General features: G+C 40.7%; 26 protein-coding genes. 12 read left to right on the top strand and 14 right to left on the bottom strand.

The genetic code is table 11. The features are described from left to right. The first annotated feature begins 65 nt into the window (after positions 1-65). A complete protein-coding gene (locus tag R8G33_07050; GenBank protein MDW3095409.1) occupies positions 66-1,622 on the top strand; it encodes a Re/Si-specific NAD(P)(+) transhydrogenase subunit alpha in 1,557 nt (518 codons plus the stop codon). A 12-nt stretch (positions 1,623-1,634) separates the two neighbouring features. Then, positions 1,635-3,032, top strand: coding sequence for a Re/Si-specific NAD(P)(+) transhydrogenase subunit beta (gene pntB / locus R8G33_07055; GenBank protein MDW3095410.1), 1,398 nt, complete (start codon positions 1,635-1,637; stop codon positions 3,030-3,032). Between the two features lie 122 nt (positions 3,033-3,154). Here pntB and R8G33_07060 read toward each other — a convergent pair whose 3' ends face one another. Together R8G33_07060 and R8G33_07065 are read right to left on the bottom strand one after the other, a co-directional pair. Then, the gene (locus R8G33_07060) at positions 3,155-3,844 is read right to left on the bottom strand and encodes a hypothetical protein (GenBank protein ID MDW3095411.1); all 690 of its coding nucleotides are present in this window, start codon (positions 3,842-3,844) and stop codon (positions 3,155-3,157) included. Positions 3,845-4,049: 205 nt separating this feature from the next. Beyond that, positions 4,050-4,274 carry a hypothetical protein gene (locus R8G33_07065; GenBank protein ID MDW3095412.1) on the bottom strand — a complete coding sequence of 75 codons (225 nt, stop codon included), beginning with the start codon at positions 4,272-4,274 and terminating at the stop codon, positions 4,050-4,052. 221 nt (positions 4,275-4,495) lie between these two features. Here R8G33_07065 and R8G33_07070 point away from each other — a divergent pair, with 221 nt between their 5' ends. Together R8G33_07070 and R8G33_07075 are read left to right on the top strand one after the other, a co-directional pair. Next, positions 4,496-5,254: a hypothetical protein gene (locus tag R8G33_07070; protein ID MDW3095413.1), complete on the top strand. Its 759-nt coding sequence runs from the start codon at positions 4,496-4,498 to the stop codon at positions 5,252-5,254. Positions 5,255-5,361: 107 nt separating this feature from the next. Further along, on the top strand, positions 5,362-5,784 hold the full coding sequence (locus R8G33_07075) for a hypothetical protein (protein ID MDW3095414.1): 423 nt from the start codon (positions 5,362-5,364) through the stop codon (positions 5,782-5,784). A 15-nt stretch (positions 5,785-5,799) separates the two neighbouring features. Here R8G33_07075 and R8G33_07080 read toward each other — a convergent pair whose 3' ends face one another. The 4 genes from R8G33_07080 to gatC form a co-directional block, all read right to left on the bottom strand. Continuing rightward, the gene (locus tag R8G33_07080; GenBank protein ID MDW3095415.1) at positions 5,800-6,372 is read right to left on the bottom strand and encodes an NAD(P)H-dependent oxidoreductase; all 573 of its coding nucleotides are present in this window, start codon (positions 6,370-6,372) and stop codon (positions 5,800-5,802) included. Between the two features lie 109 nt (positions 6,373-6,481). Beyond that, positions 6,482-7,915: an Asp-tRNA(Asn)/Glu-tRNA(Gln) amidotransferase subunit GatB gene (gatB, locus tag R8G33_07085; GenBank protein ID MDW3095416.1), complete on the bottom strand. Its 1,434-nt coding sequence runs from the start codon at positions 7,913-7,915 to the stop codon at positions 6,482-6,484. Between the two features lie 9 nt (positions 7,916-7,924). Then, positions 7,925-9,373, bottom strand: a complete 1,449-nt coding sequence (gene gatA, locus R8G33_07090; GenBank protein ID MDW3095417.1) for an Asp-tRNA(Asn)/Glu-tRNA(Gln) amidotransferase subunit GatA — start codon at positions 9,371-9,373, stop codon at positions 7,925-7,927. A gap of 39 nt (positions 9,374-9,412) precedes the next feature. Next, on the bottom strand, positions 9,413-9,700 hold the full coding sequence (gene gatC / locus R8G33_07095) for an Asp-tRNA(Asn)/Glu-tRNA(Gln) amidotransferase subunit GatC (protein MDW3095418.1): 288 nt from the start codon (positions 9,698-9,700) through the stop codon (positions 9,413-9,415). A gap of 115 nt (positions 9,701-9,815) precedes the next feature. On the opposite strand from gatC, the gene R8G33_07100 reads away from it, so the two are divergent. The 3 genes from R8G33_07100 (at position 9,816) to mreD (ending at position 12,281) form a co-directional block, all read left to right on the top strand. Then, positions 9,816-10,859 carry a rod shape-determining protein gene (locus R8G33_07100; GenBank protein ID MDW3095419.1) on the top strand — a complete coding sequence of 348 codons (1,044 nt, stop codon included), beginning with the start codon at positions 9,816-9,818 and terminating at the stop codon, positions 10,857-10,859. 86 nt (positions 10,860-10,945) lie between these two features. Continuing rightward, positions 10,946-11,794, top strand: coding sequence for a rod shape-determining protein MreC (gene mreC, locus R8G33_07105; protein MDW3095420.1), 849 nt, complete (start codon positions 10,946-10,948; stop codon positions 11,792-11,794). Between the two features lies 1 nt (position 11,795). Further along, the gene (mreD, locus tag R8G33_07110; protein ID MDW3095421.1) at positions 11,796-12,281 is read left to right on the top strand and encodes a rod shape-determining protein MreD; all 486 of its coding nucleotides are present in this window, start codon (positions 11,796-11,798) and stop codon (positions 12,279-12,281) included. Between the two features lie 9 nt (positions 12,282-12,290). On the opposite strand, the gene R8G33_07115 is transcribed toward mreD, so the two are convergent. From R8G33_07115 to R8G33_07130, 4 genes are all read right to left on the bottom strand, one after another. Further along, positions 12,291-12,896, bottom strand: a complete 606-nt coding sequence (locus R8G33_07115) for a histidine phosphatase family protein (GenBank protein ID MDW3095422.1) — start codon at positions 12,894-12,896, stop codon at positions 12,291-12,293. 128 nt (positions 12,897-13,024) lie between these two features. Further along, the gene (locus R8G33_07120) at positions 13,025-13,939 is read right to left on the bottom strand and encodes a DMT family transporter (GenBank protein MDW3095423.1); all 915 of its coding nucleotides are present in this window, start codon (positions 13,937-13,939) and stop codon (positions 13,025-13,027) included. Positions 13,940-14,016: 77 nt separating this feature from the next. Beyond that, positions 14,017-15,435, bottom strand: coding sequence for a dynamin family protein (locus R8G33_07125; protein ID MDW3095424.1), 1,419 nt, complete (start codon positions 15,433-15,435; stop codon positions 14,017-14,019). Between the two features lie 10 nt (positions 15,436-15,445). Then, on the bottom strand, positions 15,446-16,432 hold the full coding sequence (locus R8G33_07130; protein MDW3095425.1) for a ChaN family lipoprotein: 987 nt from the start codon (positions 16,430-16,432) through the stop codon (positions 15,446-15,448). Between the two features lie 15 nt (positions 16,433-16,447). On the opposite strand from R8G33_07130, the gene rnd reads away from it, so the two are divergent. Together rnd and R8G33_07140 are read left to right on the top strand one after the other, a co-directional pair. After that, positions 16,448-17,554, top strand: coding sequence for a ribonuclease D (gene rnd / locus R8G33_07135; protein MDW3095426.1), 1,107 nt, complete (start codon positions 16,448-16,450; stop codon positions 17,552-17,554). A gap of 93 nt (positions 17,555-17,647) precedes the next feature. Further along, positions 17,648-17,890: a BolA/IbaG family iron-sulfur metabolism protein gene (locus R8G33_07140; protein MDW3095427.1), complete on the top strand. Its 243-nt coding sequence runs from the start codon at positions 17,648-17,650 to the stop codon at positions 17,888-17,890. A 47-nt stretch (positions 17,891-17,937) separates the two neighbouring features. Here the strand turns inward: R8G33_07140 and R8G33_07145 are convergent, their stop codons facing one another. Both R8G33_07145 and R8G33_07150 read right to left on the bottom strand, forming a co-directional pair. Beyond that, positions 17,938-18,270, bottom strand: coding sequence for a cytochrome c (locus R8G33_07145; GenBank protein ID MDW3095428.1), 333 nt, complete (start codon positions 18,268-18,270; stop codon positions 17,938-17,940). Positions 18,271-18,313: 43 nt separating this feature from the next. Beyond that, positions 18,314-18,592, bottom strand: coding sequence for a cytochrome c (locus R8G33_07150; GenBank protein ID MDW3095429.1), 279 nt, complete (start codon positions 18,590-18,592; stop codon positions 18,314-18,316). Between the two features lie 202 nt (positions 18,593-18,794). On the opposite strand from R8G33_07150, the gene R8G33_07155 reads away from it, so the two are divergent. From R8G33_07155 to R8G33_07165, 3 genes are all read left to right on the top strand, one after another. Beyond that, positions 18,795-19,283, top strand: coding sequence for a hypothetical protein (locus R8G33_07155; GenBank protein ID MDW3095430.1), 489 nt, complete (start codon positions 18,795-18,797; stop codon positions 19,281-19,283). 98 nt (positions 19,284-19,381) lie between these two features. Continuing rightward, positions 19,382-20,656, top strand: a complete 1,275-nt coding sequence (locus R8G33_07160; GenBank protein MDW3095431.1) for a bifunctional O-acetylhomoserine aminocarboxypropyltransferase/cysteine synthase — start codon at positions 19,382-19,384, stop codon at positions 20,654-20,656. A 28-nt stretch (positions 20,657-20,684) separates the two neighbouring features. After that, on the top strand, positions 20,685-21,650 hold the full coding sequence (locus R8G33_07165; protein ID MDW3095432.1) for an alpha/beta fold hydrolase: 966 nt from the start codon (positions 20,685-20,687) through the stop codon (positions 21,648-21,650). A gap of 124 nt (positions 21,651-21,774) precedes the next feature. On the opposite strand, the gene R8G33_07170 is transcribed toward R8G33_07165, so the two are convergent. Continuing rightward, complete coding sequence (locus tag R8G33_07170) at positions 21,775-22,380, bottom strand: DUF924 family protein (protein ID MDW3095433.1); 606 nt, start codon at positions 22,378-22,380, stop codon at positions 21,775-21,777. 4 nt (positions 22,381-22,384) lie between these two features. Next, positions 22,385-24,334, bottom strand: coding sequence for a transglycosylase SLT domain-containing protein (locus R8G33_07175; GenBank protein MDW3095434.1), 1,950 nt, complete (start codon positions 24,332-24,334; stop codon positions 22,385-22,387). Positions 24,335-24,392 lie beyond the last annotated feature (58 nt).

The following is a 24,392-nucleotide window of genomic DNA, read 5'->3' on the forward strand; positions in this document are numbered from 1 at the left end:
TGTTTGCAGCTGCAAGCTAGACCTGTGTTCCGGATATAATTTACTCGGGAGAGGAGTATGCAGTTATGAAGATCGGTGTACCTAACGAAATTCACGAAAATGAATGCCGCGTTGCGATGACGCCGGATACAGCCAAGCGTCTGCAAAAGCTTGGATTCGAAACATCCATAGAAGCCGGTGCTGGCGCAAGTGCAAACTTTACTGATGCTGCTTACCGAGAAGCAGGTGTAGAAGTCATTTCTGACACGGCACAGCTTTGGTCTAACGCCGACATTATTTTAAAGGTTCGCTCACCAGAGACAAACTCTTCTGGTGTTGATGAGGTTAGCCTGATGTCTTCAGGCACCACTTTAATTAGTTTTATATGGCCTGCTCAGAATGAAGATTTACTCAAAAAACTAGAGGCACAAAACGTAACCGCGTTAGCTATGGACTCTGTGCCACGAATTTCACGTGCACAAAAAATGGATGCATTATCATCCATGGCAAATATTGCTGGTTATCGTGCTGTTATTGAAGCTGCTAATCAGTTTGGAAGATTCTTTACTGGTCAGATAACTGCAGCCGGCAAAGTACCTCCAGCAAAAGTTATGGTAATTGGTGCTGGAGTAGCTGGCTTAGCCGCACTTGGCACTGCAAATGGTCTCGGCGCCATTGTTCGAGCATTTGATACTCGCCCAGAAGTTAAGCAACAAGTGGAAAGTATGGGTGCACAATTCTTAGAACTTGAATTTGAAGAAGAAGATGATGGCCCTTCTTCTACTGGCTACGCTAAAACAATGAGTAAAGAATTCATTGAGGCAGAAATGGCTTTATTCAGAGAACAAGCAAAAGAAGTCGACATTATTATTACTACTGCTTTGATTCCAGGTAGACCCGCACCAAAATTGATTCTAGCTGACATGGTTGAATCCATGAAAGAAGGTAGCGTTATTGTTGACTTAGCCGCTGAACAAGGCGGTAACTGTGAGTTAACAGAACCTGGAAAAATTGTTGTTAAACATGGTGTGACCCTTATAGGTTATATGGACCTTCCAAGTCGCTTACCAAATCAATCCAGTCAACTATATGGTTCAAATTTATGCCATATGTTGAATGACTTAACACCAGAAAAAGATGGCAATATCAACGTTAATATGGAAGACGATGTGATTCGTGGGGCAACCGTTGTTAAAAACGGTGAAATCACTTTCCCACCACCTCCAATTGCAGTTTCGGCTGCACCCGCTGCACCTAAAGCAGCAATGCCAGAACCTGAACCTGAAAGAGAAAAAAGCGGAATGGGTTTAATCATTACTATGCTGATTGCCGCCGCAGGATTGTTCTGGTTAGGGAAAGTTGCACCAGCAGAATTCATGCAAAACTTTTCTATTTTTGTTTTATCTTGCTTCATTGGGTACATGGTTATCTGGAATGTCACACCAGCACTGCACACACCACTAATGAGTGTGACCAATGCAATTAGTAGTGTGATTATTATTGGCTCCTTGCTTCAAGTAGGCAGCTCAAGTCCGCTGATAATGTGGCTTGCTTTAGTCTCGATACTGATAGCTTCGATAAACATAGGCGGTGGTTTTGCGGTAACACAACGCATGCTACAAATGTTCCGTAAAGACGACTAAGGGGAGATAATAATGAATCCACAATTACTAACTGTTTCTTATCTCGCTGCAGGCGCTTTATTTATCTTCAGTCTTGGCGGACTAAGTAATCAAGAATCTGCACGTCGAGGAAATGTTTTCGGCATGCTTGGAATGGCCGTTGCTATTTTAGCCACTATCTTTAGCGGTCAAGTCGGTGCATTTGAAAAATTCATCCCTGCCATGATCATTGGTGCATTAGTTGGAATAGTCATTGCAAAAAAAGTTGAAATGACATCCATGCCTGAATTGGTCGCAGGCTTTCATAGTTTCGTAGGTGCTGCTGCTGTGATGGTAGGGTTTGCGAGCTACCTAGACCCAACTGCACATTTTGAAGGCGCGGAAAAAACTATACATGATGTTGAAGTTTACCTCGGGGTATTCATTGGCATTATTACTTTTACAGGGTCCGTTATTGCATTTGGCAAATTGAGCGGGAAAATTTCTGGCAAACCATTAATGCTTCCTGCACGTCATTGGTTAAATTTAATCATGCTATTTGCGTGTTTGTATTACGGCTATGAATTTATCAATGCTGAATCACACGCAACAGGGTGGATGCCACTTGTGATAATGACCGTGATTGCAGGAGTAATTGGTATACACCTCATCATGGCCATTGGTGGTGCCGATATGCCAGTGGTTGTTTCCATGCTAAATAGTTACTCAGGCTGGGCTGCTGCTGCAACTGGCTTTATGCTTGGCAATATTGCATTAATTGTTGTTGGTGCATTAGTTGGTTCCAGTGGAGCAATCTTAAGTTACATTATGTGTCGCGCCATGAACCGGAATTTCGTCAGTGTTATATTGGGCGGTTTTGGAACCTCCGGCGGAAGTTCCGCGGCGAGTGGCGACGAAGAAGTTGGCGAAGTTACATCAGCCACCGCAGAAGAGGTTGCCGGACTGCTTAAAGATGCTAGCAATGTCATAATTGTTCCTGGCTATGGAATGGCAGTTGCTCAGGCTCAAACAGTTGTCAGTGACATTGTTAAAAAGCTACGCTCAAATGGCGTCAATGTAAGATTTGGTATTCACCCAGTCGCTGGAAGACTACCAGGGCACATGAACGTTCTATTAGCCGAAGCCAAAGTCCCTTACGATATTGTGTTGGAGATGGATGAGTTAAATGAAGACTTCCCTGACACAGATGTATCCCTTGTCATAGGCGCGAATGATATCGTTAACCCTGCCGCACAAACAGATCCAAACAGCCCAATCGCAGGCATGCCGGTACTGGAAGTCTGGAAAGCAAAGTCTTGTATCGTACTTAAAAGAAGTATGGCATCAGGATATGCCGGCGTTGACAATCCATTGTTCTACAAAGAAAACACTGACATGTTGTTTGGTGACGCTAAAGACAGCATGAGTGAAGTGCTGAAAAATTTAGATTAACTGAAGAGATTTGCTGTTCTAGCAAAGGCCGAGGTGCACGCACCTCGGCCTTTTTATTTATCTGAATTTAATGACAGAATATATTTTTCTTAACTTAAATCTTAGCCTGCTCTCAAGTATTCTCAAATTCGCTTCCGCACTCCAAACAAGACTAACAAGCCAGATACAAATAACATTAATGCTGCAGGAATAGGTACAGCGGTAACAGTCAAGGAGTTAATATTACCAATTGCCGCTCTATTAATTTCGTCGTTAGTAAAATCAAAAACAAAAAACTGTCCTATATCAGTCATTGCATTAGGTGGCGCATCCGGAATTGTATTCACATCAGAGAAAAAGTTGGTATTAGTGAAAAATAATAATCCAATCTGAATTCCAGTACTTAATACACCATCTCTATCCAACACAGCACCGGGTGACGTTGACTGCAAACCAAAGCCGTCATAAATGCCAGCAGGCACACCTGGGAAATCATCAATTGCAACATTGATATTATTTGCCACACCTACCTCTACACCTTGATAGTTAACATCATAAGTAGGCATTAATGGATTACCTACAACTGCACTACCAAAATATGGCGCATCAAATATATACCCAACATCATTAGGTGCATCTATCGTCATTACAGAAGACAAACTCGTGTCTGTTTCATATAAGAAGCTAGAAGAAAATGCATTACTAGTAAAACTACCAAGTACAATTACATCTAAAACTCCGCTGACATCAACTCGAACCTGCGCTGAAAATACCTGACTGGATAATAAAAGACTACTGGCAATTAACAGGCGTAATATTTGATTGACTAACATGATGGCTGCCTTAGTTATTATTCTTATTTTGTCAGAATAGCATAATTAATATGACAAAATTATTATTATTCAATAATAAACCACAACAATCATTCTCTTTAAAAATCCAAACAATTTATTGAATTTAAAGAGAGTTATATCATCTAGCTAGATTTAAAAAGAAAAAATGGTAGTAAATATTAGGAGTTAGACGAGAATCAAACCTCTATTTATTCGGTCGCCCCAAAATACCCAAAGCAAATAAAGCACTAGTTAACAACCAAACTATTGCTGGCAATGGAACAGGAGAAGGCTCATCGTCTATCGGAGTAAAATCATAAGTGAGTGTGAAACTTGCACCAAGAAATTCAGTTTGGGAAATGGTCGCGCCCTGGAGGCAATGTGGAAACAGCATCACAAATAAAACTCTCGTTGTTATTTTGCTGATCATACGAAACCTCTACGCTACATAGTGTATTATTGATTGATTTTTACAAAATATAGCATTAATCAATAAAGTAATAGCAGAATCACTACATATAATTTTTAGCCTGACAAATTTTCTTATAGAGGTTATTTTAACTTCACCTACTTACTTCCAATGCAGTTTTGCTCTAAGCTACTGGAATAATTTATACCAAATTAATTTTTATCGTCCCTGAGAGAACTCACATGAGAATAAAGTACTTCTTGAATAAAATAATATCTCCATTGGCAACATTCACGATACTCATGATTATCTCAGCTTCTAGCTTTGCCAGTCTGATCACAATTGGCACCGGCGACACAAATGTAGTTGGATCAAGCACACCAGAGGTCAATCGAGATGAAGACAATGTCGTTAATGGTTCTGGCATTGGGCTTGATGCATTAACAGGTAAACTTATCACTACAACCACGCAGCCAAATGGTTTCCACTGGAACACTTTAACTGAATTTGCAGATATCACATTTGACCTGGGTGCAGTTTATAATATTAACTTTATTCATATATGGAATTTTAATGACGGCTTTGGAAACAGTGATTTTGGCCCAGAAACGATAGACTTACTTGTTTCTAGCATTGGTACAAATGCACAAGATGCTGACTTTTCACAAGCGTCGGTGGTGCCCAGGTTATCCATACAGCACGCGCCAGGACAAATAGGATATCAAGGCGAAAATTATCGATTCAATGGCAAATCTGCCAGCGACATTCCCGATGAATTAGGTGGAGAATTACATGATTTATCATTTTTATATGTCACTGGGAGATTTGTTAAATTTTCTGACTTAGACGGGCAAGATAGATTTGGTGGCCGAGCAGGATTATCTGAAGTTCAATTCTATGGAACACCGGTGCCCTTACCTGCATCCGTGTGGTTTTTAATATCAGCGTTGATCTGTCTCTTCACGTTTGGCCGCAATAAATTTAATCAAGGTTCAATTTAAAATTAGCTTTAGTGCAAATAGCAAATAACTCATGCTTCTTTTTCAATGAAATTATTATAGAAATCTAATAATCATATGCTACTTATCTTAAATTCTATAATGCAATAATGATCCGCTTGAGATATTTTAATCACACATTGATTTTAATTGTTAGTTTCATTGTAAGCGGCTGCGCTAGCACTCAGACCAAAGAGGCCAACACAAATGAAGTCTATCCATTCAGCGCACAAGGCTGGGGCGGCACTACATGTACAGAATTAATTCACGACATCACACCTAAGAACGTTGGTTTTCAGCAAGCAGTACAGAACATTCGCCTGTATCAGTCTTGGGCGAGTGGATTTGTGTCTGGCGTGAATTACTCTGAGAGTGATGTTTATGATGTTTCTGGCGCGACTTCACCTGAAGATACTTTTATTTGGCTGAAAGACTATTGTGCAGATAATTTAGAGACGGCAATACCAATTGCATTGCATGAGCTGTTGGTTATATGGCAGCAGGAAGGAAAAACTTTAAGAGAAGCCAACTAGTAATTCTTTCATTTGCTAGAAATTTTTCACTAACACATCTAATTCTTCTAGCATTTTAGCTCGCTCTTCAGCTTTAACTATTGGTACTGAATAGAAAACTCGATCGACAATATCAGTAATACCACAAAAGGCTAAGGTTCCTTCAGTGGTGCTTTTTGTTAATTGATCTGCATTTTTTCCAAAGTCTTTTTTAGTGCCACCCGCAGTAACTACTACAATAGCACGCTTGCCAGTTAATAACCCTTGCACACCATTCTCATCGAAGTTGTATGCAAACTCTTTTGTAAACACACGATCAAACCAACCTTTCAATATCGCAGGGCGGTCAAACCACCATAATGGATATATAACAACAATTGTATCTGCCCATGTGACTTGCTCCTGTTCGCGTTTAATATTTTCAGGCAGACTGCCTTCATTTTGCAGTGATAGTTGCTCTTCATCCAAGACCGGGTCAAAACGTTCCGCGTATAAATCTTTCAGGCGTACTGTTGCACCCTTGTTTTTGAAGGATGAATTAATTACCTTCAATATAGATTGATTGAAACTTAACGGATTTGGATGTGCGTATATAATTAGTACGTTCATGATGTTGGTTTTAGAAGAAACAGGTAACTTTCAAGTATTTCTATAAAGCAATTTAAACAAAGGGGCTGCAGACTTAAATGTCTTTATGAGTATTAATTCTTTCTAAGAATTAAACCAATTTTTTCTTTAATAGCTCGTTTACTTGAGCAGGATTTGCTTTTCCCTTAGTCAGCTTCATAACACTACCCACAAAGAAACCAAATACTTTATCTTTACCAGATAAATACTGTTCAACTTGCTTAGGGTTTTCGGCAACAACTTTATCAACAATTGCTTCAAGCTCACCAACATCTGAGATTTGTTGCAAACTTTTTTCCTCGATGATCTGATCGGCAGTTTTGTCACTGCTCCACATATCTTGAAATACTTCTTTTGCAATTTTGCCCGAGATTGTGTTGTCTGAAATGCGTGAGATTAGTTGCGCTAATCGTTCAGCACTTACCGGACTTTGCGCAATGTCTAGATTATTTTGATTTAAGGCACCTGATAACTCACCTGAAACCCAATTTGCTGCCATTTTTGCTTGTCCATTTGCCTCTGCGACGACTTGTTCAAAATAATCAGCCATTTCACGTGAAGTACTAAGCTGTTCGGCGTCTTCGTCACTTAATCCATAGTCGCTGCAGAAACGTTTTTGTTTTACATCTGGCAACTCTGGTAATTCTTCTTGTAGCTGTGCCAGCAATTCCGGATCAAGCTTAACAGGCAATAAATCAGGATCTGGGAAGTAACGGTAATCGTTAGCTTCTTCTTTTGTTCGCATAGTACGAGTGGAATCATCATCGGCATCATACAAACGCGTTTCTTGCACTACGCGACCGCCACTTTCAATCACATCAATTTGGCGTTCTATTTCATAGTTAATGGCACGTTCAACAAATCTAAATGAGTTGAGGTTTTTGGTTTCTGTGCGAGTACCCAACTCTTTATCCCCTTTGTGACGCACAGACACATTAGCATCGCAACGGAACGAGCCTTCCTGCATGTTACCGTCACAAATACCCAAGTACTGAACAATAGAATGAATCTTCTTCATGTAAGCAACCGCTTCTTTAGCAGAACTCATTTCAGGCTCAGAAACAATCTCAATTAATGGTGTACCAGCTCGATTAAGGTCAATACCTGTCATACCATCAAAGTCCTCATGTAACGACTTCCCAGCATCTTCTTCTAAATGTGCGCGTGTGATGCCTACTGATTTAGTAGAACCATCTTCTAAAGAAATATCTAATTTTCCGTGCTCAACAATAGGTATGGCCAATTGGCTTATTTGATAGCCTTTTGGCAAATCAGGATAAAAATAGTTTTTGCGATCAAACACAGAGCCATCATTAATCGTGGCATCTACCGCTAAACCAAACATTGCCGCTTTAGCCACAGCTTCTCTATTCAATACCGGCAACACTCCTGGAAGTCCTAAGTCAACCGCACATGCTTGTGTGTTCGGCTCTGCACCATACGCAGTGGCTGCCGCTGAAAATATTTTTGTTTTAGTGTTTAGCTGGGTATGAATCTCTAGCCCAATAACAACTTCCCATTCCATATTCATACCCTATTCAAACTCCTTAGGCATTTGCAGGTGATGATCAGTCTGTAGCTGATACTGATACCCAAGATTTAATAATGTTTGCTCTTCAAAATAATTACTCACTAGCTGCATCCCCACTGGCAAGTTTTGTTGGAAACCAACCGGCAAGGATATGCCTGGCAAACCTGCCAGATTGACACCGATCGTGTATATGTCAGAGAGATACATGGTAATTGGATCATCTGACTTTTCATTCACCTTAAATGCAGTCGTGGGTGTGGTTGGGCTTAACACCGCATCGACTTGATTAAAAGCAGCACGATAATCTTCACTGATTAATCGACGTATTTTTTGCGCTTTCAAATAATAAGCATCGTAATAGCCGGCAGACAATGCATAAGCACCGACCATGATGCGTCGTTTAACCTCTTCTCCCAAACCTTCGCTACGAGATCGCAAATACATATCTTCTAAACTGGTTGGATTTTCACAACGATAGCCATAACGTACACCATCGAAACGTGACAGATTTGATGAACATTCCGCTGGTGCGATTACATAATAAGCGGCAATTGCTAGTTTTGCGTTTGGCAATGAGATTGGTTTAATTTCACAGCCTAGGCTTTTAAGCACGTCACAGGCTTGTTGTATTTTTTCAGCAATATCTGGATCTAACCCCTCTTGAAAGAACTCTTCAGGCAATCCAATCCTCAACCCTTTAACGGATTGATTTAAACCTGCAACATAATCAGGTACCGGTTGATCGACACTGGTAGAGTCACGCGCATCATGCCCGGCAATTGCTTGTAGCATGTATGCACAGTCTTCAGATGTAACTCCAAAGGGCCCTCCCTGATCTAAACTGGAGGCATAAGCAATCATGCCAAAACGTGAGACACGACCGTAAGTTGGTTTTAACCCTGTAATACCACATAACGCAGCGGGCTGCCTGATTGAACCTCCCGTATCGGTGCCTATACTCGCTGGCGCTAATCGCGCAGCGACCGCAGCAGCAGAGCCACCCGATGATCCGCCAGGCACACGCTCAGTATCCCATGGATTTTTTACTGCGCCGTAATAGCTCGACTCAGACGATGAACCCATGGCAAATTCATCCATATTTGTTTTACCTAGAGATACCGCGCCGGCTTGATTTAACTTTATCACCACGGTGGCATCGTAAGGTGCAACAAAATTATCTAGCATGCGAGATGCACAAGATGTTTTTATTCCGTCTGTACAAAATATATCTTTGATCGCAATTGGAACGCCATTCAATATCCCACCTTGCTCATTGCGCACATCAGCTTGCTTAGCACTCTCAATTGCCTGTTCAGGCGTAAAGGTCACAAACGAATTCAATTGTTCATCATGCGCTTCAATACGCTGAATATAATGATTGACCAATTCTTCACTGCTAAATTCTTTAGCAGCGAGTGCTTTCGCTTGCTGTGCGATAGTTAACTTATGCATAAATTAAAAGTAGGTTGTGGAATGCTAATAACGCGAAATCTATTCGATAACTTTTGGAACTAGATACAAACCGTCTTGAGTCGCTGGCGCAATTTTCTGAAACTTTTCACGCTGATTAGTTTCCGCGATTTCATCAGCACGTAACGATTGCATCATGTCTTGTGGATGTGCCATGGGCTCAATATTCTCCACATCAGCTTGGTTCATTTGTTCAACAAACCCCAATATACGAGAAAGATCTTGCTTGTAGCGCTCTAGCTCATCTTGATTAATTTGCAATTTTGCCAGTTTGGCAATATTGCGAACATCTTCCGTTGAAAGTACCATAAATTACTCCTCTATCAGGTACAGAAAGGTACCATATATAACGTCTTGCCCAAACCCATACCCGCTGTTAGAGTACCCTTTCTATTCCAATGATTATTAAAGACATTTCTCCCACATGATTGGACGAATTCTAGGATTATTTTCTAACGACCTTTCTATTGATCTCGGTACAGCAAATACCCTTATTTATGTTCGAGACAAAGGTATTGTTCTTAACGAACCTTCAGTAGTCGCCATTCGTAATGACCCGAATACCGGCACTCGCTCGATTGAAGCGGTCGGCGCAGGCGCTAAAAGAATGCTGGGCCGCACACCGACCAATATTGAAGCGATTCGCCCGATGAAAGATGGTGTAATCGCAGATTTCACTACCACTGAACGCATGTTGCAGCATTTTATCCGTGCAGTGCATAAGAATATGCTCTTACGGCCAAGTCCACGCGTTTTGGTATGTGTTCCCTGTGGTGCCACCCAAGTAGAGCGTCGTGCTATTCGTGAATCGGCTGATGGTGCTGGTGCTCGAAAAACATACTTAATTGAAGAACCCATTGCTGCTGCAATTGGTGCCGGATTACCCATTGATGAAGCACGTGGCTCAATGATTCTAGACATTGGTGGCGGTACTTCAGAAGTGGCTGTTTTATCTCTTAACGGCATAGTCTATTCAGCTTCAGTCCGTATTGGCGGCGATAAATTTGACGATGCTATTATTAGCTATGTACGACGAAATTATGGCGTATTAATTGGTGAGGCAACAGCTGAACGAGTCAAACAAGATATTGGTACAGCTTATCCTGGCAAAGACATGCTAGAAATTGAAGTCAAAGGTAGAAATCTATCTGAGGGTGTACCAAAAAGCTTCTCACTCAATAGCAACGAAATTCTAGAGGCGCTACAGGAACCACTGTATGGAATTGTCAGCGCGGTCAAAACTGCTCTAGAGCAAACTCCCCCTGAATTAGGTGCTGATGTAGCTGAGAGAGGCATTGTCCTCACTGGTGGCGGCGCATTACTGCGTGATCTTGATCGCTTAATCATGGAAGAAACAGGTATTCCTGTCATTGTGGCGGATGACCCTCTCACTTCGGTAGCTCGAGGCGGCGGCAAAGTACTTGAAATGCTTGACGAATTTGGCAGCGATTTGTTGACTGTAGACTAAACAGTTAACTGCCCGCATATGTTGCACGGAGGATCATTATAAAACCTCTATTTACATTTGACGCATCTGCCTCATCTAAACTTCTTATTCTGGTAATCATGTCGGTTGTTATTATGACCGTAGATCATCGCTATCAGCATTTACAAGTAGTTCGTTCTTCATTAGCAACGCTCACTTACCCTCTTCAATACCTTGCCCATTTGCCTTCAGCAATTAGCGAAATATTGAGTGAAAATCTAAACACACGTAATGACTTAATTTCTGACAATGAAAAATTACGCGAGCAAGCGCTCTTTAATCAAGCCAAGTTGCAACGTCTAGCCCTACTTGAACAAGAAAATGCTCGCCTGCGACAGTTACTAGATTCACCTGTGCAAATTTCTAATGAACAAGTATTGATTGCAGAAATTTTATCTGTCGATTTACACCCATTTAAACAGCTAATTTCAATCAATAAAGGTAAACGCCAAGGCGTCTATGAAGGACAACCACTAGTTGCTGCAAAAGGCATAATTGGCCAAGTTGTTGAAGTGTTCCCAATGCATTCAAGTGCACTATTGATATCGGACCCTAACCACGCGTTACTTGCCGAAACTAATCGCACTAACTTACGCGCATTATTAGTTGGCAGCGGTAAAACTGATAGAGTTGAATTAAAAAATGTTTCTTCTTCAGCTGATATCCGCATCGGTGACTTACTGCATACATCAGGTTTAGATGGTCGCTACCCTCCCAATTATCCTATTGCTGAAGTTACCACCATTAACAATCGTCCTGGTGAAGCATTTTTACATGTAGAAGCAAGACCGCTAGCAGACTTAGATACTATTCGCGAAGTATTACTATTATGGACCACACCTCCCCCAAAGGAAGAGACAGATTCAGAAAAAGATATTGGTGAACAGCCACTCTCAGACAAAAAAGACAACCCATAGTATGCACAGAACTACACGAACATATTATGTATTGATTGGCTCTTTTATTATCGCCACACTACTTACCATTATGCCTATCCCAGTATGGGCAGAGCCTTTCCGTCCAGAGTGGATTTTATTGCTTGTTATTTATTGGAGCATGACAACGCCAAGATGGATTGGTGTTGGTTCCGCCTGGGGGCTTGGGTTAATTGTGGATGTTTTGCGTGGCGCACTGCTAGCACAACATGCGTTAGGATTTGCGTTGACCGCATTCATAAGTATTCGCTTTCATCAAAGGGTACGCATTTATCCGCTGCACCAACAAGCACTTTTCATTGCAATGATCTTATTGCCACACATGAGTGTTTCGCTGTGGGTGTATGGTGTATTGGGTCAAGACCCAGAGTCATGGACTTACTGGTCTCCCGCATTAACCAGCGCTATTGTTTGGCCGTGGATTTATATTGTAATGCGCGCAGTACGTAGAACCACAGATTTAGATTAGAAAAATTCACTAAAAAACTATTCTACCTACCACTTCAACATCGTTTTTAAGGGAACGAGCGACCACTGCTTCCCCACTCGACGCATTAATCCCTGTTAATGCAAGAATATTTTCTGGGTGCGTCATCAATACTAAAGCATTTGACCCACTCCAATTCAAAATAATCTCTTTTAATTTTCTAGTATAAAACGCCTCATGTTCAGGACGCAGACGAAATGAATCAATCGATGATTCCATAAAGCTAATCCCTGGAAATGCCAAAAAGGCCGTTTCTCTTGTGCGACACCAACTAGAATGCAACACAATTCCAACTTCAACACCGTGCTCACGAAATCGCTTACCAATTCTTTTTGCTTGATTACGCCCTGTTTCAGAAAGATTAACTTGTGTCTTACAATCACCTAAGCGAAATTTATAAGGGTCATCCTCACCTTTTACATGCGCATGCGACATCAATGCCACCGCGCCACCATCAAGTGCTTGCCATGCCTGCGGCTCTAGGACTATACGGTTATACAGCACTGAATTTAAATACGCGGCGCCAAAAAAAAATAATACAAGCAACAAAATTAGCACTTGCCTTATAAAACTATCGGCGAAAAGATTTTCTCGCACAAATACCTCCCTTAGAAAGTACCTACTTAGCTTACCTTAGATATCGACAGTAACGCTAATTTCTAGAGTTATTTGTGAACCAATGAACAGAAAAAAACAAACGCTATAACTCTATCCTTTACGCGTTATCAATTATTTTTATCTTTATTCATCATCAGATTTGCGACACCAACCATCATCAATGCTACACCAAATACTAGAGACACACTAAATGGTTCACCTAATAAGTAAATCGCTAGTGCAATAGTAATAATTGGTCCCAACATGCCTACAATCCCTGACTGAGTTGCACCTATGCGGTTTAATGCCTCCACCATCAGAAAACTAGGAATGACAGTACTTAATACAACCAACATAAACAACCAAAGCCACGCAACTTGGTTTATTGCTAAATCACTCCACTGCAATACGATTACACCATGCAACAATCCAAAGCCACATGAAGAAATCATCGCAATACATGTAAATAACTGCGAACCTAACTGATTGATATAACGCTTACTGAATAGCACATAGAAAGCAAAACTTAATGCTGCACCCAATACTAAAAATGTGCCTTCAATCACCCCATCACCTGTTAATTTTAATTCTTGCCCGACAACCACATATAAACCTGCATATGTAATCACTAGTGAAAAAATTATTCGACGGGTTATTTGTTCATTAAAGAAAAAATGACCTAATAACGCCACCATAAATGGATATGTGAATAAACCCAAGCGTTCAAGTTGCGCACTTATCAGCTCCAGACTCATCAAGTCTAATAACGAAGCCAAATAATAACCAAAGAAACCAAGCATAAATATTTTAATTATTATCTGGAAATTTAAAGCTACATCGGTAGATCTATTGCGCAATGATAAAACTAAAATCATCATATAAATTGGCAATGACAATGCCATACGCAATACCAATACTTCGTCGGCATTCATGCCTTCAGCATAGAGGTATTTAATGAAAATAGATTTCAACGAAAACAATAGCGTTCCGAAGCCCGCCAAAGCAAAGCCCAGAGATAAATGCTTATCTTTTACGGTTTTCAAGCGAATAATTGGCTATGAAGAAATTTAACCGCAAGCTAAATTTCCTTCTAGATTATGAATAATACAATTTATAAAGGTTAACCTGACGGATTTGTATATTGATCATTTAGATTCTGAACGAAACCATCAGCTGAATCTCGTAGCTCACTAATTTTCTCAATAGCTTTTTGATCCCATCCAGTTATGCGTCTAAATAATATGCTTTTAAACCACCGTGTATTTTTGAGAAATGCTGCTCGTAAATTCCCATAGTATCCATCTTCCGCCAAACCCCGCGCATACCATTTCGCCATTGCACCTCTAATCACAAAATGAACTAATACAAATACCACGATGACCATTCCTAATAATGAATTAGACATAAGATTACTGTAATTGCCATCCGATATTCCCGGAATAGAAAAATCTAACCCCTGCCAATAACCATGGGAAATTGAGTAAGACAAAAAGAAGATAAATAAGGGTATCAACACTATTGCATCAGCTATCAATACACGTTTTTTCCATACACTTACCGCTGTTTGCAACTCAGGAACAATTTCTTTTTCAATGCGATTAGAAAAATTTTCTAGCGCACCAATAATTCTATAGGCGCGCTCAACACTGACTTGGGCTATACGCTTAGTGATTTCATGCAGGTCAGCATCTCGCTTCTTTTTATATCTCTGTTCTAACCCCGAATCTTCAATTTTAACAGCGGCCTCTTCATTATAGAGTGTATGAAAACTACCACTAACCAATCCACCTTGAGCAATCGCACGCTGCCATGCTGCGACGACATCTTCTAAGTTATCTTCTGCTGCAGTAGTGTCAATTTGATTCAAAATAAACATTATCTTATTTGCATCCTTACGGCGCACAGTACCAGCAACTAAATGTTCTAGCGTATCCCGCATTGCTCCAGGCTCAGGATGTCTAGCATCGAAAAATACCAACACCAAGTCAGACAGATTAATAATGTGATCAGTAATACGTAAAGTAGAATCACGTTGAGAGTCTGCATCAAACCCTGGCGAATCGATAAGAATTCTCCCGCGCATGATATCAGTGGGACAGGTTTTTAATTGCAGATAAGTATCAATCCTTGAGCCTTCGCCTTCGGCTACTTTATCTATTGCTTCACTCATCTGATAAAATGGGAACCGCGGATCAGCATCCAAAGCTATTCCTGGCAACACACGTACTGAGTTATCACTACTAAAGCACAATACAGTAAATTTATCGTCTACTGCTTGGTTGCCTGTTTTCTGAATAGAGTCACCTACATATTGGTTAATAAAACTAGACTTTCCTGCGGAGAACGTCCCCAATATCGAAATAAGTGGCCACCATGAGATTTCTGTCGTATAGGAGTCTCGTGCATTTAATACACCTAGGCCCAAACCCACTTCGTCCAGTTCCACAAATTTATCAACAACAGACACCAATAGCGGGTTCTCTTGCTCTAAATGTTTTTGCAGGCTTTTTATTCGATCAGTTGTAATTTTATCTTGCATGATAGTGTGACTATTTAGTTAACTTTTTCATTTTTTTTAATTGCTCGGCAAATTCGACACAAGGGTCTTGGTTGCGTTCGCTGGGAGTAAAGTAGAGGTAATCAAATTGCTGATTTAAATCAGCTTGATCAATATATTGTTCTACTTGCATTTTATCAGGATCAACATTTAAAAAAGCAATACTGACAGATTGCTTACCCATGCTCTGCAAGTGTACAGGCACACCGATATCTTTGCGAACATGCACTGCACCCGCAATTAAAGCCACTTTATGGGTACTAGCTATATTGGCTAGAGATAGTGCAAATGATGCATCTTTAGCCACTTGAATACGCAGTAATGGCTGAGTATGTTCTAGTGGCAAATAACCGCAATGCGCATCAAATATAAGCTGCTGAATTATAGATTCCTCTTCACTTGAGAACAAATCACATAGCTCAATCGTGTACTTATCACGTGTGATATTACATAGCTCGCCCGAAGAATATTCATCTAACTGGGTACGTGTCAGGTTCGCGCCTACTATTGGCAATTGATGTTTGATTTGCACCTCCAATATAGGTGCATACAATTCCCAATCCCATCGACCAGAATCCTCCTCAAGCGTTTGATGCAATTGTTCTAATGTGAATTCTGGATTCAGAAACTGCTTCCAATCATCATAGGCCAGCATTTCAAACACTAAAGCTGATTTTATTTCAGTAGAGAGCCAATTTTCTATAATGCCCGCTTGACCAACATGATGATCCGGATTGGTATGTGTTTCACCTAGCAATATAATTTGCTCATTACGTATATTGGCACTTAGCTCCTTTACAGATATCCATGTTTTATCTTGTGTGTAGAAAATTTTCCCCACCAGAGGGTGATCTCGATAGTATAGTGACTGCCATTCAGCGTTTACTTGAGAAACTAACAAATCAAGCGACAATATGGCTAACAGAATTAGCAAGATATAATTATCTAAGCAAGCTTTCTTTATTTTAACAATATACATAAATTATTAAATCTCATGTCTCCTAACGTTATCACCACTGTGACTGATCTAGAATCGTTTGTAGAGCGAATCTCACCCTCGCCATGGCTGGCTATGGATACTGAATTTTTGCGCGAATCAACCTACTACCCAATTTTATGCTTAATTCAAATCGCCACTGACGAGACCAGTGCATGCATTGATGTACTGAGCATAGATCATATCGATCCATTGTTGAAACTGCTTCGACAGTCATCTCAGTTGAAAATTTTTCATTCTTGTCGTCAAGATTTAGAAGTTTTGTTTTCCGAGTATCAATTTATTCCGCAGCCATTATTCGATACCCAAGTAGCTGCCAGTATTTTAGGTCTAGATGAACAAATTAGTTATGCAGAGTTAGTGTCACAAAAATCATCTGTACATTTAGCTAAAACCGAAAGCCGCACCGATTGGAAAAAACGCCCTCTTACAGCAGCACAGATAAATTACGCTTTAGACGATGTAATTCATCTTGGCCCATTATACAAGAAGCTTGAATTTGATTTAGAGGAAGAAAATAGAACGCCTTGGCAAGTTGAAGAATGTGAAAAATTACTGCTTACATCCAATTATTTTGTCGCACCAGACGAAGCTTGGAAACAGATTAAAGGGATAGGCAAGCTTAACGCAGAGCAATTTTATTATGTGCGTAAAATTGCCTATTGGCGCGAACAGTCTGCACAAACAAAGAATTTGCCAAGGCGCTGGATATTACCTGATCCCGCCATTCTTGAAACATGCCAGCTTAAAGACTTGAGTCGCGAATCTATCTCACAATGCTTAAAAGAGCATGCGCCAAAATCAATTCGCCACTCAAGTAACATCAGCAAAATTTTACAGCAGTCTATTCCCGACGATATCGTTGATAACCTTCAAGAACCCAGTGATAACAGACTTAGCAAAGAACAAAGAGCTTTAATCAAGAAGCTGATGGCATTTACGCGCAATCGCGCTGATCAGATCAATACCTCTGCGTCTTTATTAGCAAATCGAAAATCACTGGTAAATCTCGTATTAGGCAAGCAAAGTAGATTGGATTCAGGTTGGAGAAAATCCCTAATTGGAGATGAATTAGCAACCATAGTTGCATCAGAGCCAAAGTGATTACGTCGTCTTCCCTGTCAGAGATAGCAAATAAATTTGTTCAGTGCGTTACAATTAGTCAAATTTATTTGTCACAACTAATTATTAATAGTTATGGAAACAGCAGAAATAAAAAAATTAATTGAAGATGGTATTGCCAACGCAGAGGCCATAGTGACGGGCGATGGTGGTAAATATGAAGCGACTGTTATCAGCCCAGCTTTTGAAGGCCTTAGCATGCTTAAAGAACACCAGTTAGTCTACAAGACTGTCAATGCTCAAATCGCCAGCGGCGAACTACATGCATTAACTATTAAAGCTTATACCCCAGAAGAGTGGGGACAGAATAAATCTTAGCAAGAAAGTAAATGCACTTAGTAGCTACCCACTAAGTGCATTTAGAATTATTTGCTTGGAAGGCCCAGATTGCCCAAACCCTCTAAGCTAGCATAATATGCAGCTAAATCTTTCATATCCTGATCATTAAGTGCAGCAACGATCCCGCTCATAATCGCATTGTTTCTTTCTCCAGACTTATAATCCGTCAAAGCTACATATAAGTAATCTTCATATTGACCGGCAATATTAGGGAATGTAGCTACAGCACTCATACCTGCATCTCCATGACAAGCAACACATGTTTGTGATTTTTCTTTTCCGGCAGCAACATTACCTCCAGCAACAGCACTCGCTGCAAATACAACTTGTACTGCTAAAATAAGTATCAAGCGTTTCATCTAATTTCCTTTTAATTCTAAATCTTATGACTGTAGGTGGTTACTATTTAAGCGACGCTAAGTAAGCAGAGATATCCTCGATATCTTGGTCACTTAAATTAGCTGCCTGAGCACGCATAGTCCCATGCGAGCGCTCACCTGAGCGGTAGCCTTTGAGTGCAGCCGCTAGATATTCAGCGTGCTGACCACCTAATTTTGGAACTTTATAAGTAGGGTAAACGTTAGTGTAGCTCACAACACCGTGGCAACCGAGACAAGTTTCCCCACGAATCTCACCACGACTAATATCGCCGGCAGCATATGTGTGAGAACTAACTGCCATTAAGCTTAATAAAATTATTCGTCTTACATGTAAAATCATCAGTGATCTTTCCTATTTAAATATCCATACAATAGTGCCCACCGGGCGGGCGCTAGTATACCTCAAATGAACAAAATCGTATCCCACTTGATTACATTTCGCTACACTATTTGATATCGGTCAATTACACGAATGCAGACTAAACGACCGACCAAATGTAGAAATGCACAGTTTAAAAAACATCCAAGCCTCCACTTTGCGCCCACTTTTTGACCGTTACCGTCTCACTCTAGAAGAAGTAGGTAGAGATGAAGATATTCCCTATAGCTTTTGGGGGACACCAGAAGCAGGCCGACTTCAGTCGACACTTTATGCGCGCCAAGATACACCGATCCACTCACTTCTCCATGAAGCCTGTCATTTTATCTGCATGCTGCCCAATCAACGCAGCAATAACTCGTACGATGCGGGCGGTTCTGCAATTGAAGAAAATGCATGCTGCTTTTTACAGATAATACTTTCCGATTATATCCTTGGTTTCAGCAAAGCCATCCATATGCACGACATGAACACCTGGGGCTATAACTTCCGCCTTGGCTCCACTGCCCGCTGGTTTTATGTGGATAGTAGTGACGCCAGCGAATGGCTGATGAGACAGAATATAATTGATCACCATAAGCAACCTACTTGGCGACTTCGCTCACAAGCATGAATTGCTAACCCGCAATCGGCAAACACTGCTAAAATTCAATTGTTAGACGGATACATAAAGTCTAATAACTTAAATAATTATTACTCTTTGAAAAACTTATGAAAATTGAAACAATTGCTATTCACGGCGGATATTCACCCGAACCCACTACCAACGCAGTAGCGGTACCAATTTATCAAACCACTTCTTATTCGTTTGATGATACTCAACATGGAGCCGATCTATTTGACCTAAAAGTCGAAGGCAATATTTACACGCGAATTATGAATCCAACTTCCTCAGTGTTGGAAAAGCGTGTGGCTGAAATGGAAGGCGGGATTGGTGCATTAGCACTAGCATCTGGCATGTCTGCAATTACATATGCCATTTTTGCTATCGCTCAACAAGGCGACAACATTGTTTCTGCCTCGTCACTGTATGGAGGTACTTATAATTTATTTGCACATACACTGCCACGCCTAGGCATTGAAGTTCGCTTTGCCGATCAACATGATGTTGACGGAATGGAGGCTCTTATAGATGACAATACTAAAGCTGTATTTGCTGAAACCATTGGCAACCCTGCGGGAAATGTCTTAGACATTAGTGCCGTCGCTGACATGGCTCATAGCCATGGAGTACCACTAATAGTGGATAATACCGTTCCCTCACCTTATCTATGTAGACCATTTGAACATGGCGCAGACATTGTCGTTCACGCATTAACAAAATATATGGGTGGCCATGGCACCACTATTGGCGGCATTGTTGTTGATTCAGGAAAATTTCCTTGGTCCAAGCATGCTCAACGTTTCCCAATGTTAAATGAGCCAGACCCCTCTTATCACGGTGTTGTGTATACCGAAGCAATGGGTGATGCAGCTTATATTGGACGTGTTCGTGTGGTCCCATTACGCAATATGGGATCAGCCATTTCCCCGTTTAATAGCTTCCAAATTCTACAAGGCATTGAAACACTTGCTGTTCGTATGGACAGACATTGTGATAACGCCATTACAGTCGCTAAATATTTACAAGACCATGACCAGGTTAGCTGGGTTCGTTACGCAGGCTTAGAAAACCACATTGACAAACCATTAGCCGACAAATACATGGGTGGTCGCGCTTCAGCAATTTTGAGTTTTGGTATTAAAGGTGGCGCTGACGCAGGCGCCAAGTTTATCGATGCACTTAACTTAATTGTACGACTGGTGAATATTGGTGATGCAAAATCTTTAGCTTGCCACCCTGCCAGCACTACTCACAGGCAGCTATCCCCCGAAGAGTTGAAAACAGCCGGTGTTAGCGAGGACTTAGTTCGTTTATCTATTGGTATCGAACACATTGATGACATTATGGATGACCTGAAGCAAGCACTAGAAAAAGCCAAGTAGTTAGACACAACGCTTGTGGAAATCAATTATGAAACCTTATATTGGAAAAGGAATATTCCGCAACGGTCATACCAATAGCATCTTAGCCAGCTCCCCAGCGCGCAAATTAGCAGCGCACCGTAAAAGTAAATTTTTTCGCAAACATGCCGAGGAGAAAATAATTCCCGCAGGACATGGTATTCGTTTATCAGCACAATATAATCAACAAGATCAAAATGACGCACCTGTTGTTGTGCTTCTACATGGTTGGCTGGGTTGCTCAGACTCTCTATATTTAGTCACATTGGGTGACTATTTGTTCAAACAAGGTTTTCATGTCGTGCGCTTGAACTTACGCGACCATGGTAATTCACACCATTTAAACGAAAAAATATTCCACTCTTGCAGAATACAGGAGGTGATAAACGCCTGTATCTATATACATCATGAGTTCAATCAGCCAATTTCACTAATTGGTTTTTCACTAGGCGCTAATTTTGCTCTACGCATTAATGCATTTACCACTCATGAACAACTAGCTTTAAATGCAACTATCGCTTTCTGTCCAGTGGTAGATCCAAATCACACTTTGCAAGCATTAGAAAGTTCACTGCTTGTTTATAGAAATTATTTTATGCAACGATGGAAAAGTTCTTTTTACCAAAAAGTAAACGCATTTCCACATATATATTCAAAACAAACCTTCGATAAATGTAAAAACCTACGCCAAGCAACAGAAAATCTTGCAACACAATATGCAGGATTCAAAGATTTAGACTCATACTTAAACGGCTACTCAATAGCAAACGACAGACTTAGTACACTGCAATCCACAGCAAATATTATTTTTAGCAAAGATGACCCTATTATTCCTTGGCAAGACCAAGCAAAGCTCGCAGAAAATAAACACTTAAACATTCTGCTCACTGATCACGGCGGCCATTGTGGATTTTTAGAACCAGATCTATCTAGCCCTTGGATAGAAGAATTTTCATTAACCCATTTAAAATCTTAGTTCGGCTAATTCAGAGATCAGCAGACTAACAAATACGGAATACTAGATTTTAATTAATTATTTGATAGCTCAAACGTTTTCTCATACATTTACTGCATGCTGTTCATGAAAGATAATCTAATTATCATAGGAAACGATATTTACCCGTCGCAAGAAATTCAATTTCAGCAGGAGTGCTTTCACGACCCAATATTTGATTCAATTCCGGGAAACGACCAAAGTTTGAAATTACGTAGAAATGGCTTTCAGCAAAACTGAGGGATTTCGAGAAGACATGTTTCAACTCATCAGGGACCTCATCGCGTAGTTTAGTAAACATGGATACTGCGAGTTCCTGAGTGACAATATCTTCAGCATGCATTAATGGCATATAGAAGAATTTTCGCTCGATAAAATATAATGATTGATCTAATCCCTCATCTATTCCTTTCTTAACAATTTCGACAACTTTTTGATCTTGAGCAAATGATTGCGCACTATTTCTATATATATGACGAGAAAATTGGTCTAGTAATATGATTAGCGCCAATAACGTTCGAGGTGACTCTTGCCACGCCTCTAAGTGCCCATCACATGCTTGCTTATAAATAGAAAGAAAATTTTCACGGATCATGTCATCATAATCCGAACCATTAACAAACCACATTGCTGATTTATCTTGCGCAAGGTCAGTCATGCTCTTTAATGAGCCGAACCAAAATTCTATAATTTTTTCGGTTTCTTGCTGCAAATGATTATTTTGCAGGTATTGGGGGCATACGCGATTGTAAACGTGTCGTTTTTTGTGCCATCTTCCATTCGTAGACAGTTGAATAAGCCATCACACGTCGTACATACTTTCGCGTTTCATCATAAGGAATTGTATCTACCCAAACATCTGCAGACATTTTTTCCTTTGGAGGTAACCAGCGTTTCACTCGATGAGGCCCTGCGTTATAGGATGCAGTAGCAAGCACTTGTTGATCATCATATCGGTCCAACATTAAACGCAGATACTTACTACCTAATTGTACATTTAGCTTAGGTCCAAGTAACGCGTTACGATTGGGTGATTTAATGTTTAACTTCTTAGCTACATCTTTGGCAGTCGCTGGCATCAACTGCATTAATCCTCGTGCACCCGCATGTGATCTAGCGATACTATTCATTGCACTTTCTTGCCTCATAACACCGTAGACATATTCAGGCGTCAGTGAGAATCGTTTTGCATTTTTTACAACAATATCATCATATGGCTGAGGAAAACGTAGCTGCAAGTCATCATAATGTTTCCCTCTTGCTACAGTGAATATGGCAGTGTGATGCCAGTCCCATTGGTGCGCAATATATGCTGCTATTTGTAATTTCTTTTTATCAAACCCAGCCGTTAGATATTTCCACTCACTATAAGCGTGTCCTGTTTGTCCCGCTTCTAATAATTCACGCGCACGAATTAACGGCGGATAATCTAACACTCTACCAATTTCAAAATCCGTAAACTGTAATGGCTGATCGTTCATCTCATAAGGCGTCTGAATGCGATCTGCAGCTAAGAAACCGTAGTAATCTCGCTCTTGGGCAATTATTTGATAAATAAACTCAGCATCTGCATGAATACCCATTTCTTCAAGTGCGCGTGCACGCCAGTATTTCCACTCTAGCTGCTGTTTAGTTTCTATATCCATTAAAACAATGCTTCTCAACACTGCGGGCCAATCATTAGCACGCATGGCTGAACGGGCTCGCCATTGCTGAACTTCAACATCTTTGATATCCGCAGGTAGCTGCTGCATCAACTCTGCAGCAAGTGGGTGATGTCGAAATGAAGCCGATAATGCCATATCAGCCTCTGTATGGAGGCGCTGCTCTTGAGAAAACTGATATTTATCACTAAGTTTCCGCCATGCACTGGTAGCGGAAGAAACATCTTGTCTCGCCCATCGGCGTGCACCATAAGCAATTATCTTCCTTGCTAAAGGATGATCTTTCTTAAGGTCCGGGTCGGTTAAAATTCTCTTAGGATCTCGGTGCACACTATTAAACCGCGCGAACCAATGTATTTGTTTTGTGGATAATTTAGCCGCCAGATATTTTGCCAATTTGAGATCACGCTTGGCCATTGCCAGATCAATACGTTGCCAAATCAAATCATCATTCATATGGCCTTGCTTCTCCAACCAAGCAAACAATGGGTCACACTGCTCCGGCTGTGACTTACCAACCAACCAAAATGCTTTGATTTCATCAATGGCATCTGGTGCTTTACCTGCTCCCATACGTGCTTGAAGGTCAAAACAGTTATGAGCAACGTCATTTGAGTGTTCATAATATTGCTGGAACTTTACATGCTGACCTCTTTTCATCAATTCATTGAGCCAAGCTTGTCTAATCCTTCGCGTCGCGGGAATAAAGGAATAATCATCCAAGAAAGCTCGAATATCTTTTTCTGGCGCTGACGATATTCGGCGACGTAATTCTTCGTATCTCAAATAAGGATATAGAGGATAATCTTTTAATTGTGTTGCTAGATATTCGAAGTCAGTCAAATTCCCAACGGCCAGCGCATGACGCGCTTGCATATATTGCTCACGCTGCTTATATAATCCCGCAGCATCCGCGTTTGTAGCAATGAGTGCTATCGCCGTGAAAGTTAGTAATGCGCTAGTGACACTAAACGCTGACCAGTTCATGAATTGTGATTTCATCTAATTATTTCAATTAATCTACTTTATACGCCCTTGTTTAGTTAAAAATTGCGCAACC

The organism is Gammaproteobacteria bacterium, assembly GCA_033344735.1.
Taxonomy (GTDB): Bacteria; Pseudomonadota; Gammaproteobacteria; order UBA4575; family UBA4575; genus UBA1858.

What these genes read in the sequence shown, in the direction of transcription:
- R8G33_07050 (MDW3095409.1), top strand. Translation starts at nt 66, where the DNA reads ATGAAGATCGGTGTACCTAACGAAATTCACGAAAATGAATGCCGCGTT.
- pntB (MDW3095410.1), top strand. Translation starts at nt 1,635, where the DNA reads ATGAATCCACAATTACTAACTGTTTCTTATCTCGCTGCAGGCGCTTTA.
- R8G33_07060 (MDW3095411.1), bottom strand. Translation starts at nt 3,844, where the DNA reads ATGTTAGTCAATCAAATATTACGCCTGTTAATTGCCAGTAGTCTTTTA.
- R8G33_07065 (MDW3095412.1), bottom strand. Translation starts at nt 4,274, where the DNA reads ATGATCAGCAAAATAACAACGAGAGTTTTATTTGTGATGCTGTTTCCA.
- R8G33_07070 (MDW3095413.1), top strand. Translation starts at nt 4,496, where the DNA reads ATGAGAATAAAGTACTTCTTGAATAAAATAATATCTCCATTGGCAACA.
- R8G33_07075 (MDW3095414.1), top strand. Translation starts at nt 5,362, where the DNA reads ATGATCCGCTTGAGATATTTTAATCACACATTGATTTTAATTGTTAGT.
- R8G33_07080 (MDW3095415.1), bottom strand. Translation starts at nt 6,372, where the DNA reads ATGAACGTACTAATTATATACGCACATCCAAATCCGTTAAGTTTCAAT.
- gatB (MDW3095416.1), bottom strand. Translation starts at nt 7,915, where the DNA reads ATGGAATGGGAAGTTGTTATTGGGCTAGAGATTCATACCCAGCTAAAC.
- gatA (MDW3095417.1), bottom strand. Translation starts at nt 9,373, where the DNA reads ATGCATAAGTTAACTATCGCACAGCAAGCGAAAGCACTCGCTGCTAAA.
- gatC (MDW3095418.1), bottom strand. Translation starts at nt 9,700, where the DNA reads ATGGTACTTTCAACGGAAGATGTTCGCAATATTGCCAAACTGGCAAAA.
- R8G33_07100 (MDW3095419.1), top strand. Translation starts at nt 9,816, where the DNA reads ATGATTGGACGAATTCTAGGATTATTTTCTAACGACCTTTCTATTGAT.
- mreD (MDW3095421.1), top strand. Translation starts at nt 11,796, where the DNA reads ATGCACAGAACTACACGAACATATTATGTATTGATTGGCTCTTTTATT.
- R8G33_07125 (MDW3095424.1), bottom strand. Translation starts at nt 15,435, where the DNA reads ATGCAAGATAAAATTACAACTGATCGAATAAAAAGCCTGCAAAAACAT.
- R8G33_07130 (MDW3095425.1), bottom strand. Translation starts at nt 16,432, where the DNA reads ATGTATATTGTTAAAATAAAGAAAGCTTGCTTAGATAATTATATCTTG.
- rnd (MDW3095426.1), top strand. Translation starts at nt 16,448, where the DNA reads ATGTCTCCTAACGTTATCACCACTGTGACTGATCTAGAATCGTTTGTA.
- R8G33_07140 (MDW3095427.1), top strand. Translation starts at nt 17,648, where the DNA reads ATGGAAACAGCAGAAATAAAAAAATTAATTGAAGATGGTATTGCCAAC.
- R8G33_07145 (MDW3095428.1), bottom strand. Translation starts at nt 18,270, where the DNA reads ATGAAACGCTTGATACTTATTTTAGCAGTACAAGTTGTATTTGCAGCG.
- R8G33_07150 (MDW3095429.1), bottom strand. Translation starts at nt 18,592, where the DNA reads ATGGCAGTTAGTTCTCACACATATGCTGCCGGCGATATTAGTCGTGGT.
- R8G33_07155 (MDW3095430.1), top strand. Translation starts at nt 18,795, where the DNA reads ATGCACAGTTTAAAAAACATCCAAGCCTCCACTTTGCGCCCACTTTTT.
- R8G33_07160 (MDW3095431.1), top strand. Translation starts at nt 19,382, where the DNA reads ATGAAAATTGAAACAATTGCTATTCACGGCGGATATTCACCCGAACCC.
- R8G33_07165 (MDW3095432.1), top strand. Translation starts at nt 20,685, where the DNA reads ATGAAACCTTATATTGGAAAAGGAATATTCCGCAACGGTCATACCAAT.
- R8G33_07175 (MDW3095434.1), bottom strand. Translation starts at nt 24,334, where the DNA reads ATGAAATCACAATTCATGAACTGGTCAGCGTTTAGTGTCACTAGCGCA.